Annotated in this window: 15 protein-coding genes; 5 read left to right on the forward strand and 10 right to left on the reverse strand. The window is 68.7% G+C overall.

The features are described 5' to 3' along the window. Window positions 1-4 precede the first annotated feature (4 nt). From ACZZZN_RS08855 to ACZZZN_RS08865, 3 genes are read right to left on the reverse strand one after another with little or no spacing between them, the layout of a single operon-like run. The gene (locus ACZZZN_RS08855) at window positions 5-715 is read right to left on the reverse strand and encodes a uracil-DNA glycosylase (protein WP_463504791.1); all 711 of its coding nucleotides are present in this window, start codon (window positions 713-715) and stop codon (window positions 5-7) included. A gap of 3 nt (window positions 716-718) precedes the next feature. Further along, complete coding sequence (locus ACZZZN_RS08860; protein WP_463504792.1) at window positions 719-1501, reverse strand: SDR family oxidoreductase; 783 nt, start codon at window positions 1499-1501, stop codon at window positions 719-721. A 26-nt stretch (window positions 1502-1527) separates the two neighbouring features. Continuing rightward, window positions 1528-2481, reverse strand: a complete 954-nt coding sequence (locus ACZZZN_RS08865; RefSeq protein WP_463504793.1) for a DMT family transporter — start codon at window positions 2479-2481, stop codon at window positions 1528-1530. A 32-nt stretch (window positions 2482-2513) separates the two neighbouring features. Here ACZZZN_RS08865 and ACZZZN_RS08870 point away from each other — a divergent pair, with 32 nt between their 5' ends. The 3 genes from ACZZZN_RS08870 to metX all read left to right on the forward strand — a co-directional run bounded on the left by ACZZZN_RS08870 (window position 2514) and on the right by metX (window position 5898). After that, the gene (locus ACZZZN_RS08870; protein WP_463504794.1) at window positions 2514-3104 is read left to right on the forward strand and encodes a TetR/AcrR family transcriptional regulator; all 591 of its coding nucleotides are present in this window, start codon (window positions 2514-2516) and stop codon (window positions 3102-3104) included. 140 nt (window positions 3105-3244) lie between these two features. Further along, complete coding sequence (locus ACZZZN_RS08875) at window positions 3245-4567, forward strand: bifunctional o-acetylhomoserine/o-acetylserine sulfhydrylase (RefSeq protein ID WP_463504795.1); 1323 nt, start codon at window positions 3245-3247, stop codon at window positions 4565-4567. A gap of 122 nt (window positions 4568-4689) precedes the next feature. Then, window positions 4690-5898, forward strand: a complete 1209-nt coding sequence (gene metX / locus ACZZZN_RS08880; RefSeq protein WP_463504796.1) for a homoserine O-acetyltransferase MetX — start codon at window positions 4690-4692, stop codon at window positions 5896-5898. On the opposite strand, the gene ACZZZN_RS08885 is transcribed toward metX, so the two are convergent. The 4 genes from ACZZZN_RS08885 to ACZZZN_RS08900 are packed head-to-tail and all read right to left on the reverse strand — an operon-like array spanning window position 5895 to window position 8548. Next, window positions 5895-6104 carry a hypothetical protein gene (locus ACZZZN_RS08885; protein WP_463504797.1) on the reverse strand — a complete coding sequence of 70 codons (210 nt, stop codon included), beginning with the start codon at window positions 6102-6104 and terminating at the stop codon, window positions 5895-5897. The two genes, metX and ACZZZN_RS08885, sit on opposite strands and share 4 nt — an antisense overlap. Continuing rightward, window positions 6077-6517, reverse strand: a complete 441-nt coding sequence (locus tag ACZZZN_RS08890) for an NUDIX hydrolase (protein ID WP_463504798.1) — start codon at window positions 6515-6517, stop codon at window positions 6077-6079. The genes ACZZZN_RS08885 and ACZZZN_RS08890 overlap by 28 nt, the downstream gene beginning before the upstream one ends. Before the next feature lie 9 nt (window positions 6518-6526). Beyond that, window positions 6527-7762, reverse strand: coding sequence for an MFS transporter (locus ACZZZN_RS08895; RefSeq protein WP_463504799.1), 1236 nt, complete (start codon window positions 7760-7762; stop codon window positions 6527-6529). Between the two features lie 9 nt (window positions 7763-7771). Continuing rightward, window positions 7772-8548 (reverse strand): helix-turn-helix transcriptional regulator, encoded by a 777-nt coding sequence (locus tag ACZZZN_RS08900; protein ID WP_463504800.1) that lies wholly within the window; start codon window positions 8546-8548, stop codon window positions 7772-7774. 49 nt (window positions 8549-8597) lie between these two features. Between ACZZZN_RS08900 and ACZZZN_RS08905 the strand changes: the two genes are divergently transcribed. Then, complete coding sequence (locus ACZZZN_RS08905; RefSeq protein WP_463504801.1) at window positions 8598-9053, forward strand: DUF2000 family protein; 456 nt, start codon at window positions 8598-8600, stop codon at window positions 9051-9053. A gap of 19 nt (window positions 9054-9072) precedes the next feature. Here the strand turns inward: ACZZZN_RS08905 and ACZZZN_RS08910 are convergent, their stop codons facing one another. Genes ACZZZN_RS08910 through ACZZZN_RS08920 form a run of 3 tightly spaced genes read right to left on the reverse strand, consistent with a single transcriptional unit; the run spans window position 9073 to window position 11489 of the window. After that, entirely contained in the window at window positions 9073-9399 is a 327-nt protein-coding gene (locus ACZZZN_RS08910) for a thiamine-binding protein (RefSeq protein ID WP_463504802.1), read from the reverse strand. Window positions 9400-9402: 3 nt separating this feature from the next. Then, entirely contained in the window at window positions 9403-10656 is a 1254-nt protein-coding gene (locus ACZZZN_RS08915) for a hypothetical protein (RefSeq protein ID WP_463504803.1), read from the reverse strand. After that, window positions 10653-11489 carry an NAD(P)H-hydrate dehydratase gene (locus ACZZZN_RS08920; RefSeq protein ID WP_463504804.1) on the reverse strand — a complete coding sequence of 279 codons (837 nt, stop codon included), beginning with the start codon at window positions 11487-11489 and terminating at the stop codon, window positions 10653-10655. The genes ACZZZN_RS08915 and ACZZZN_RS08920 overlap by 4 nt, the downstream gene beginning before the upstream one ends. A 56-nt stretch (window positions 11490-11545) precedes the next feature. Here ACZZZN_RS08920 and ACZZZN_RS08925 point away from each other — a divergent pair, with 56 nt between their 5' ends. Beyond that, window positions 11546-12613, forward strand: coding sequence for an NADH:flavin oxidoreductase/NADH oxidase (locus ACZZZN_RS08925; RefSeq protein WP_463504805.1), 1068 nt, complete (start codon window positions 11546-11548; stop codon window positions 12611-12613). Window positions 12614-12671: the final 58 nt, after the last annotated feature.

A 12671-nucleotide genomic window follows, 5' to 3' on the forward strand; every position in this document is an offset into this window, starting at 1 on the left:
GCGCTCAGCTTACGGGCAGCTCCCCGGCTACGCGCCAGTCCACGGGCGCTGCTCCGAGACCCTGCAAGAGCTCGTTCGCCCGCGAGAACGGCCGCGATCCGAAGAACCCACGCCGGGCGGAGAGCGGAGACGGGTGCGCCGAGGTGATGACAGGCGTGGTCCCGAGCATCGGCTGCAGGTTCGCGGCGTCCTTCCCCCAGAGAATCGCGACGAGCGGCTGCTCCCTGGCTGCGAGAGCACGGATGGCGACCTCGGTGACCTTCTCCCACCCCCATCCTCGATGCGAGGCGGCCTCCCCCGGGCGCACGGTCAGCACTCTGTTGAGGAGGAGCACGCCCTGATCGCTCCATGCAGTGAGGTCACCATGAGGGGCGGGGGCGATGCCGAGGTCGCTCTCGCGCTCCCGGTAGATGTTCACGAGGCTGCGAGGAAGCGGGCGCACGTGACTGTCGACCGCGAACGACAGACCGATCGGATGGCCCGGAGTGGGATAGGGATCCTGTCCCGTGATGAGCACGCGCACATCGGCGAGCGGTCGCCGGAACGCTCGGAGCACCTTCTCCCCCGCGGGCAGATAGCCGCGTCCCTCGGCCTGCTCGGCACGCAGACGCTCGCCCAGGTCGGAGATGATGTCCTGCACAGGGGTGAGCGCCTCGGCCCAGCCCCGATCGATCGTGCCGTCGTCCGCGAGCTCCGCCAGGGTTCGGACGGTCATCGCTCAGTCGACCGGGCGCACACGCAGCGGACCACGGGCGAGCAGATGGTTCGCCGACTGCGCGACAGGACGCATCGTGACGAGGTCGAGATTGACGTGCGCGGGCGCGTCCAGTGCGTAGGCGATGACATCGGCGACGTCTTCGGCGAGCAGCGGGGCGTCGACTCCCGAATACACCGCCTCCGCGGCGACCGTGTCACCGCGGAGCCTGTTGAGAGTGAACTCCTCGGTGTGCACGAGTCCCGGTGCGATCTCGGAGACGCGGATCGGCTCGCCGTTGAGCTCCAGACGCAGCGCGTGCACGAGCATCGACTGAGCAGCCTTCGCGGCGTTGTACCCGCCGCCGCCCGCATACGCGACCTGCGCGGCCGTCGACGTCACGAAGAGCGTGTCGGCGTGGCCGTCGGCCGACGCAGCGATCCGCAGCAGCGGCAGCAGAGCCGCGACGAGGCGCTGGCTCGACAGCACGTTCGCGTCATACATCCACTGCCAGTCGTCGATCGAACCGTCCTCGACACGATCGGTGCCTCGCGCTCCGCCTGCGACCTGCACGAGCGCATGCACCGGCCCCGAGGCACGAAGCTCCTCGACGAGGGCTGCGACCGCGTCGGAGTCAGTGAGGTCGCACGCGACGGTCGATGCACCGGTCTCAGCCGACAGCGCGGCGAGCCTCTCTGCACGGCGAGCCACGCCGACCACATCCCAGCCCCGAGCCCTGAGCGCACGAACCGTCGCCTCCCCGATCCCGGAGCTCGCACCTGTCACCACTGCACGCCTGTTAGCCATGCGTCCACCGTACGATGTTCCGACGCTCAACGCGCCTCTCCCACCGCCGGGTCGCACTCTTCGGAGGTCGGCGACGCCGTGTGCCGTGCCCCTCTCTCGCCCACGAGGACGATTGCGACACCGATTGCGCAGAGCACGAACCCCGCGGCCGTGACCGCGCTGACGGGTTCGCCGAGCAGGATGCCGCCGGCGAGCGACGTGACCGGCGCGATCAGGAAGAGCAGAGCCTGCAGCACGGTGATGCCGACCCGCCGCAGCAGCCACCAGTACAGCCCGTACGCCGCGAGGGTCGGGAACACGGCCGTGAGCACGACCGCGAGCCAGAACGTGGCGGATGCGGGCGGCAGCAGCGTTCCCGTCGACGCGGTGATCCCGATGAGCAGCACGGCGGTGACCGTCACGTGCACGGTCAATGTGACGGCCACACTGCTCACGACCTGCGACCTCCGCTGCAGGAGCGTCCCGACGATCAGACAGCCCATCGCCACCGCCGGCAGCAGGTACGCGGGAGGATCAGCCGATGACGTGCCCAGTTGGGAGCGCACCACCAGAAGTACCCCGATCGCTCCGGTCGCGAGCCCCACCCATTGCGAGCCGCGAACCCGCAGCCCGAGGAGCGGCCCGACGAGAGCGGCCACGACGAGCGGCTGCACGGCGTCGATCAGAGCCACCGTTCCGGTTGCGATGCCGGCGGCGACCGCGCCGTAGACGGCGACGCAGTACCCGAACTGGGCGAAGAGCCCGATCGTGGCTTGAGCGCGCAGATCACGAGCGCTCACCGACCTCGACTTCCCCGAGACCACGGCGATGGTGAGCAGCACGACGGCCAACGGGGCGAATCGCCAGACGAGCAGCGTCAGCGGCGCGACGTCTGCGGTTGCGAAGGCGGGGATGATGAACCCGGAGCTCCAGGTCGCGACGAACGCCGCGGAGGCGGCGATCGTCAACACCACCCGAGGTATACCGATCTGTTTACTCATGCCTCGACTATACAGACTGGTATAGTCGAGGCATGAAGACGCCGCTTCCCGAGCTCGCGCCCCTCACTCCCGGAGCGCGACGCGTGCTCGACGCCGCGTCGCGGCTCTTCTACGAGCACGGCATCCATGCCGTCGGCGTCGATACGATCGCCGAGTCCGCGGGCGTCACGAAGAAGACGCTCTACGATCGCTTCGGTTCGAAAGAAGCCCTCGTGGTCTCCTACCTGCAGCACCGCGATGCCCGCTGGCGCGACCACGTCGCCGCCGTGCTGACCCAGGTTCCGGACCCCGGCCACGACCGGGTGCTGGCGATCTTCGACGCCGCGATCTCCTGGTCGGATGAGAACAGCCCGAAAGGGTGCAGCGCGATCAACGCCCGCGCAGAGATCGGCGAGGGGAACGACGATCACCCGGTGTTCCCGGAGGTCTCCCGCCAGAAGCTCTGGCTGCTCGACCTGTTCCACGAACTCTGCGCCGAGGCAGGTGTGCGCGATCCCCGCAGGATGGCGCAGGCGATGATGCTGCTCTACGAGGGCGCGATCGTCACTGTGGGAATGGCCACATTCGCTGAACCTTTCTCAGCCGCTCGCGCCTGGGCGGCTGTTCTGCTGGCGCAGGGCTGAGCACGCGGGCCTGCTTGCCCTGCGCATCCCGGGTTCATTACGTCACATTTCCCCTCGGCTGTTGACAACCCCCGATATTCCGTACTCTCGCTGCAACGGCATCAGTCGTATCGACCTTCCAACAGTTCCAGGGGGAACACATGTCCGCACCCGAGACCTGGCGTTTCGAGACCAAGCAGATCCACTCCGGCGCTGCTCCCGACCCCGTGACCAAGGCCCGCGCCACGCCGATCTACCAGACCACGTCGTACGTGTTCGACAGCGCCGACCACGCGGCGAACCTGTTCGCCCTGGCCGAGTTCGGCAACATCTACACCCGTATCCAGAACCCGACCCAGGATGTCCTGGAGCAGCGCCTCGCGGCGCTCGAGGGGGGCACCGGCGCCCTCGTCCTCTCCAGCGGCCAGGCGGCCTCGACGTTCGCGGTGCTGAACATCGCCCAGGCCGGCGACCACATCGTGTCATCGAGCTCGATCTACGGCGGCACGTACAACCTGTTCAAGTACACCCTCGCCAAGCTCGGCATCGAGGTCACGTTCGTCGAGAACCAGGACGACCCCGAAGAGTGGCGTCGCGCCCTGCGCCCGAACACCAAGCTCTTCTTCGCCGAGACCATCGGCAACCCGCAGATCAACATCCTCGACATCCGCACCGTCGCAGACGTGGCACACGAGGGCGGTGTGCCGCTGATCGTCGACAACACGATCGCCACCCCGTACCTGATCCGCCCGTTCGAGCACGGCGCCGACATCGTCGTGCACTCCGTCACCAAGTTCCTCGGCGGACACGGCACCACCATCGGCGGCGTGATCATCGACGGCGGCACCTTCGAATGGTCGAAGAACGTCGAGCGCTTCCCGGGCCTCACCGAGCCCGACCCCTCCTACCACGGCGCCAGCTACACCACGGCGGTGGGAGACCCGCTCGCCTACATCATCAAGGCCCGGGTGCAGCTGCTCCGCGACCTCGGTTCGGCGATCGCACCCCAGAGCGCCTGGAACCTCATCCAGGGCATCGAGACCCTGTCGCTGCGCATCGAGCGTCACGTGCAGAACGCCCAGGAGATCGCCGAGTGGCTCGACGGTCGCGACGACGTCGCATCCGTCAACTACTCGGGCCTGCCCTCCTCCCCCTGGTACGCCAAGGCGAACGAATACGCCCCCAAGGGCGTCGGCGCAGTGCTGTCGTTCGAACTCAAGGGCGGAGTGGAGGCCGGTCGCGAGTTCGTCAACAGCCTCTCGCTCTTCAGCCACCTCGCCAACATCGGTGACGTGCGCTCTCTCGTGATCCACCCCGCGTCGACCACCCATGCCCAGCTCACGCCCGAGCAGCAGCTCACTGCCGGCGTCACTCCGGGCCTCGTGCGACTGTCGGTCGGCATCGAGAACGTCGACGACCTCAAGGCCGATCTCGACGAGGCGCTTGCTGCGGCTCGCCGAGTGACGGAGGCTGCTCGCGCCTGATCCGGCACGACGTGCGACACAGAGGTGCCCCGGACCCCGGTCCGGGGCATCTCTGCGTTCCGCATGCCGCACGGCGGCGTAACCTTCGTCCGAGCCACGACCGACCAGGCGAGAATGGAAGCATGGACTGGCAGACGACTTCCGAGGACACGGTGCCTTCGGCGCCCGTGACGGAGGCCGACGTGCGTCTGCTCCGCGCACGCCCACCCGCGACAGGCGCGTGGCGCGACGGAGATCCCGCCGGTCACCGCCGATTCGCGTCGTTCGGTGCTTTCCGCACCGAGCGCGGATCTGAGCTCCCGGGCATCCGGCTCGCCTTCGAGACCTGGGGCGAGCTGAACGAGGCACGTGACAACGCGATCCTCGTGCTGCACGCCCTCACCGGAGACAGTCACGTGCGCGGCGAAGCCGGCGCAGGCCACCCGACGGCGGGATGGTGGGAAGACGTCACGGGCCCCGGAGCACCGCTCGACACCGACCGCTGGTTCGTGATCGCTCCGAACATGCTGGGCGGATGCCAGGGCTCGACGGGGCCTGCGAGCATCGCGCCGTCCGGGTATGAATGGGGCTCGCGTTTCCCCTACCTGACGATCCGCGATCAGGTCGCCGCGCAGGTGCGTCTCGCCGACGCACTCGGCATCGGCTCGTGGGCAGCGGTGATCGGCGGATCGATGGGAGGCATGCACGCACTCGAGTGGTCGATCATGCACCCCGAGCGGGTGGAACGGCTCGCGGTGCTCTCGTCTCCCCCGATCACCACTGCCGATCAGATCGCGCTCAACACCGTGCAGCTCGAGACGATCCGCATGGACCCCCGTTTCCAGAGCGGCGACTACTACGACCTCGCAGACGGCGACGGTCCGCACCGAGGACTCGCGCTCGCGAGGCGGATGGCGCTGCTCAACTACCGCAGCCCGATCGAACTCAACCAGCGATTCCAGCGCTCCTGGCAGTCCGATGTCTCACCGCTCGGGCACGGGGGACGATTCGCTGTCGAGTCCTACCTCGATTTCCACGGCAACAAGTTCACCCGGCGCTTCGACGCGAACAGCTACGTCACACTCGTCGAGGCGATGAACTCGCACGACGTGGGACGCGATCGCGGCGGTGTCGAAGAGGCCCTGCGAACGGTCACGGCGACCACGCTGGTACTCGGCATCGACAGCGACCGCCTGTTCCCCGTCGACGGGCAACACCGCATCGCCCGCGGCGTTCCCGACACCCTCGACGGCAACGAGGCCGTCGTGCTCACCAGCGACTTCGGCCATGACGGTTTCCTCATCGAGACCGAAGCGGTCGGGGGACATCTGCGTCGACTGCTCGCCACCTAGCAGCCGGCCGGCTCTTCGCTGACACGCCAGGGCAATGCCCCGGTGTCGAGTCGAAGCGACTCCCAGGCGAAGACGGTGCCGGTCTCGCTGTGCTCGACCCGGGTCGAGTAGATCTCCGCCGTGCCTGCCGCCTCGAGAGCGGCGCCGGCGCTCGCGAACCGGCTCAGCCGGTGCAGCGTCACCCACGTCGGGGGAAGAGGATCCACTCCCCCGACCCGTGTCGTCGCAGTGCCGCCTCAGGAGTGATCCACTCGGCATCCACGACCTCGCCGGCCGAGGGCGTGAGCGCAGCGTCTGCCGCCCTGGCGAGGAAGAACCACGTACGGATCCGCACGGGCGCTTCCGGCGGCGGCTGCCAACGCGACAGCGCCCGCAGAGGACCGTCGACCGAGAGGCCGACCTCTTCGAAGGTCTCGCGGATGCCTGCACGGCGGGCATCCTCCTGCTCCCCCTCGCCCGGCGATCTGTCCTGGACCTCGACCTTGCCGCCGGGGAAGACCCATGCCCCGGCGAACGAGCCGCGGTCCGGGCGCCGGATGAGGAGCACCTCGAAGCCGACGTCCCTCTCGCGCAGCAGCACGACGGTGCCGGCGACCGGGAGCTCGTCGGTGTCGCTCATCCCGTCACTCTACGGCGCGACGGTCGGGACCGACTCCGGGACTGCACGCCGGGCGTCGACCCGGTACGAGACCATCGCGATGATCAGACCTGCGACGGCGAGCAGCGCACCGGTCCATGACGGGGCCGTGAATCCCCATCCGGCCGCGATCACGACACCGCCGAGGAATGCGCCCAGGCTGTTCCCGATGTTCAGCGCCGAGTGGTTGAGCGCCGCGGCGATGGACTGATTGTCGCCTGCGACGTCCATCAGTCGCGTCTGGATCGTCGGGCTGAGGACCGACGACACGAAGCCGACCACGAACACGAGGACGCTGAGCGTGACGATCCAGAACGAGAGCGCGCCGAGCAGACCGAGCACGAGCGCCAGCGTCGCGAGCCCGATCAACAGCGTGCGTCGCAGATCGATGTCGGCGAGGTGTCCGCCGACGATGTTGCCCGCTGTCATTCCCAGCCCCATGAGCACGAGCACGATGGGCACCGCCCACTCCGGAGACCCTGCGACGTCGGTGACGAGTGGCGCGATATAGCTGTAGACGGCGAAGAAGCCCCCGAATCCGATCGATCCGATGCCGAGCGCGAACCAGACCTGAGGAATCCGGAACACTCCCAGCTCCTCCCGCATCGTTCGGCCGGGTGATCCGGGATGCTCCGGCACGAAGAACCCGATGCACACCGTCGCGAGTGCGAAGACGAGCGCGACCACCGCGAACGCCGTACGCCATCCGAACTGTTGACCGAGGAAGGTCCCCAACGGCACCCCCACCACGTTCGCGATCGTCAGACCGGTGAGGATGAACGCGACACCCTTCGCGCGTTTCCCCGGCCCCATCACGTCTGCCGCGACCAGGGCGCCGATGCCGAAGTAGGCGCCGTGCGGCAGCCCGGCGAGGAATCGCGACGCTCCGACCAGTTCGAACGTCGGCAGCACGACCGTCAGCGCGTTGAACAGCGTCAACGCCACCGCGAGGCCGATCATCACTCGATGCCGAGGAAAGCGCGCGACGAATCCTGCGATCGTCGGCGCACCCACGACCACGCCCAACGCGTACAGCGAGATCAGCCAGCCGGCCTGACTCAGGGCGTCTTCGGGGCTGGCCGCCCACTGCGTGGGGAGGAGTTCGGCCGCGATGTCGGGCAGCAGACCCATGACAACGAACTCGGTCATGCCGATGCCGAAACTGCCGATGGCGAGGGAGAGGAGCGCCCACTTCGCCGCACCCCTCGATTCAGTCGAGGGATTCACCCATCGATTCTACCGGTCGACGAACATCCCCGGTGTCGTGCCGAGCACCCGTCGGAAGTGACGCGTCAGGTGTGCCTGGTCGAAGAACCCCGCTTCGGCGGCGGCCGTGACCGGCGACGCGCCCTCGAGGAGCAGTCGTCGCGCGAGATCGATCCGCCGACTCAGGACGTACTGATGCGGTGCCAGACCGTATGTGTGCGAGAACGTCCTCGTGAGGTGGCTGGGGTGCACCCCGAAGCCGGATGCGACCTCGGCGATCGTGAACGACTCGGTGAAGCGCTCGTCGAGCAGCGAATGCACCCGGCGGGCGAGCGGTGTGTCGTCGGAACGGCGAGCGTCCGAGCCGAGATGCGCGAGAAGCAATTGCTGCAGCGCGAGGGTCCAATGCTCGGCGGCCAGGAGGTCGCCGGGATCTGCGAGCGCTCCGTGGATCCTTCCGGCGGCTGTCAGGGCCGCTCCCCGCTCCACCGTCGGCCGCGACACGGAGCGCGCGGCCGCGCGCTCCGGCAGCCACGAGCTGTCGAGATACACGACGCGCTTCCGGTAGATCCGCCCGTCGATGGCGGAGCGCCCGTTGTGAGAGATTCCCGGTGGCAGGATCGTCAGGGCTCCGGGGGCCGCGACATGCGACGTGCGACCCAGGTCGTAGGTGACCGCTCCCTCGTCCACGAGCATCACCGTCCAGCCGTCGTGCGCATGTGGCGGATATGCGTGATCGAACGCCGCGTGATAGACCTCGCGCACCGACGGCACGGCGGGGTGCCACGCACGAAGAAGTTCCGGCATGCAAGAAACGTACAAGACGATCCTGTGGCGGACGGACGATCGTGGATCCATGAGCACCGCGACAGTCCCCGCCACCCCTTCCGAAGGCTCCACGCGATTCGACACGAAGGTCGTGGTCCTGCTGAGCGAGGGCCTCGCAGCGTGGCAGGAACTCAATGTGACCGCGTTCCTGATGTCGGGGATCGCTGTGAGCTCGCCCGGCATCACCGGCGAGCCGTACCGTGACGGCGACGGCACGGTCTATCTGCCGATGCTGCGACAGCCTGTGCTCGTGATGACGGCAGATGCCCTGCGTCTGCGCGCCGTGCGCGCCAAAGCCACGGCTCGAGACGACGTGTCGATCGCCGTCTACACTCGTGAGCTGTTCTCGACCGGGCACGACGACGCCAACAGAGCCGCCGTCGCAGCCGTCGCAGCCGTCGAGCTCGACCTCGTCGGCGTAGCCGTACGCGGACCGCGCAATGCGATCGATCGGATGACGAAGGGGGCGCGGCTCCACGACTGACGCGCAGCAGCGCCGACCGTCAGTCGGCCTCGTCGATCGCCGTCTCCAGCCGAGCGATCTTGGCGTCCAGTTCTCCCGAGTAGCCGGGGCGGATATCGGCCTTCAGCACGAGCGAGACGCGGGATCCGAACGGCATCACCGCCTCGGTCGCACGTTTGACGACGTCCATCACGGAATCCCAGTCCGGCCCCTCGATCTCGGTGAACATGCTCGTGGTCCGGTGCGGCAGACCGGAGTCGCGCACCACACGCACGGCAGCCGCGACCGCGTCGTGCACGGAGGCGTCCGACCGTTCGGGCCCCTCGGCAGGGGTCCCGCTCGGCGCGACGGAGAAGGCGATCAGCATGGGTCACTCCCTGGTGTTCAGTGCGGTGGAGACGGTGGGGCGGGGCGTCGGCACACGGACGAGGGCCCGGATGCCGAGGACGAGTCCCACCACGAGCAGGATATTGCGGATGCTCAGAATCACGATGGGAAGGGTCTCTCCGTGAAGCAGCGCGTCGTATGTCAGCGGGTACACGAGGCAGGTCAGCGCGCTGAGTGCCAACACGATCGTCGCGGGCGCCGAGGCCCTCGTCCTATCCAGCACGAACCAGACGACCAGCGGCGCGATCAGCCAGGTCTGGAACTGCGGAGACCCGACCTTGTTCATCACGATCAACGAGAGAACCAGAGACAGCGCGAGGGGCGGGAAGAGACGCGAGAAGGATGCTCCCCGCATGGCCTTGATCGCCCCCATCCCGGTCACGACCACGACGACGACGACCATGAGCGGTGTCAGCGCGGCGGCGACGGCATCCGCTCCCGGCGCGCCGATCTGGAAGGTGAGGATCTCGAAGCTGTAGTCGATCGTCGCTGCGCCGCCGACGACGAGCCAGAGGAAAGGAGTCGCCGCGACCGCCTCGATCTGCAGCCCTCGCCCGTTCTGCGCTGCGAGGAATCCGAAGATCTCGGTGTCGGCCCCGAGCAGCAGGAGCGCCCCGATCGTCCCCGCGGTGACCGCGGCCGCGGTGAGGAGAACGCGCATGCGATGCCGCGAGGCGACGATCGCCGCGATGACGAGGGCGGCCGGCCAGATCTTGATCCACGCGCCGATCGTGAGCAGCGCAGCGGCGATCCCGGGGCGGCGAGTCAGCCAGAGCCCCCCGATCACCGCGAGCGGCACCGCGATCGCATCGATGCGGTACAGCGCGATCGGCCCGAGCAGAAGGATCGCGGCGATCCAGAACCACGCCCCGGCACGACGCGGCGGCGACGGCGCTCGCCCGAGCAGCACCGCGAAGGCGAGCGCATCGACCACGATGACGAGCACTGCCCAGGCGATCAGATACGCTCCCGAGGCGCCCATCGAGGCGACGAGCGGCAGCGACATCAGCTTCGCGAGCAGCATGGGCACGAGGGCGAGCTGCGGATAGACCCACGTCTGCGTGATCCCCACCACAGGTCCGCCGCTCAGTGCCGACGACGACCACGGCTCGTACACGAGCACCACGTCGCCCATCGGCTGGCTCGGGAAGATCCACCCGGCGACGGCGACGGCCGCGTGCACGACGATGAACGCACACCACAGGGTGACGACATGCGTCGTCGTTCGCCGGCTCACGCGAGCAGGTCCGCGATCGCGCGCGGGAGCGCCTCCGCGACATCGAGTGCGACGATCGGATGTCCGGGGCCGGCGTCGTCGCCGAGCGTCTCCGACGCGATGCGGGCGGCGTGTCCGTGCAACCATGCGCCCGCTGCCGCGACCTCGGCGACGGGTTCTCCCGGATTCGCGGCGAGAAGGGCACCGAGCACCCCGGCGAGCACGTCACCTGTGCCCGCGGTCGCCAACCACCCCGTGCCAGACGGGATCCGGATCACGGCCCCCTCGGCAGAGGCGACGATCGTCTCGGATCCTTTGAGCAGCACGGTCGCCCCGAGCGCGGCAGCCATGCCGGCAGCCGCCCTCGCCCTGTCATCCTCGGGGTGAAGACCCAGCCGGTCGCGCAACCGCTCGAACTCGCCGCCGTGCGGGGTCAGCAGCAGTGGTGCGGCCGACCCCGGCGCGAGATCCAGTGCACCGGCATCCACCACCACAGGCAGGTGACCGTCGAGGATGCCGCGCAGTTCGCGCGCGTCATCAGCGGTCCTCTGCGTCGCATCCGTCCCTGACCCGATCACCCACGCGCCCACCCTCGCGCCGTCGGCGTGTGCCGCCACGACCGTCTCCGGGCGGCGCGCCATGACCGCATCCGCTGCTCGTCCCTCGCCGATGTAGCGGACGAATCCAGCGCCGGCGCGCCACGCCGCCTCGACGCCGAGCACAGCGGCTCCGGGGTACGCCGACGACCCCGTGCGCAGTCCCACGACCCCCCGGGAATACTTGTCATCGGATGCCCCGGGCACTCGCACGAGATGCGCGGAATCGTCTCGGGACCAATCACGTGCGTCGGGCATGAGTCAACGTTAGTCGGCCGACCCTCGCTCCCCTGCGCGACGGTAACGTCGAAGGGGTGAGCATCCTCTTCTCTCCGGTGAGCATCCGTTCGACCACATTCCGCAACCGACTCTGGGTCTCGCCCATGTGCATGTACAGCGCCGTGGACGGCGTCGTGCAGGAGTGGCACCACACGCATCTCGCACAGTTCGCGTCCGGCGGGGCCGGGCTGATCGTCGCCGAGGCCACGGCCGTGGTGCCGGAGGGTCGGATCTCGCCGCGAGATGTCGGACTCTGGAACGACGAGCAGCGCGACGCCTGGGCACCGATCGTCGATGCGATCCACGCTCGCGGGGCAGCCGTCGGCATCCAGCTCGCGCATGCCGGTCGCAAGGCGTCGACCTGGTGGCCGTGGGCAGAAGAGCGCGGATCCGTGCCCGTCGAACACGGCGGCTGGACCACGACGGCTCCGTCGCCCGTGGCGTTCGACGGCTTCGCCCTCCCCGAAGAGCTCGACTCCGACGGGATCGACCGGGTTGTGGAGGCGTTCTCCTCGGCGACGCGTCGTGCTCTCGACGCCGGTTTCGACGTGATCGAGATCCACGGCGCGCACGGCTATCTGCTGCACCAGTTCCTGTCCCCGCTGTCGAACCGGCGAGAAGACCTCTACGGAGGCTCGCTCGAGAACCGCGCCCGCCTGCTGCTTCGCGTGGTCGACGCGGTGCGCTCGGTCGCGGGCGATGCCGTGCCCGTCTTCGTCCGCATCTCGGCGACCGACCATGCCGAGGGCGGATTCACCGAGCAGGAGGCCGCCGTCGTCGGCGGATGGGCGACGGAGCACGGAGCCGACCTGATCGACGTGTCGAGCGGCGGACTCGTCGCACACCAGCAGATCAGCGTGTTCCCCGGTTATCAGGTGCCGCTGGCCGAGGCGGTCCGTCAGGGCGGGCGCATCCCGGTCTCGGCGGTCGGCCTCATCACTGCCGCTGAGCAGGCCGAGAAGGTGCTGGACGAGGGATCCGCCGACGCGATCTTCGCAGGCCGCGAGTGGCTCCGCGACCCGCATTTCGCCCTGCGGGCCGCGCACGAGCTCGGCGCCGAGGTCACCTGGCCGCCACAGTACGAGCGTGCGCACTGGCGCTGACGCGTCGCGCCACACGCAGAGAAGCCCTCCGTCCCGAACTCGGCACGGAGGGCTTCGC

It is taken from the genome of Microbacterium sp. AC145 (assembly GCF_979258505.1).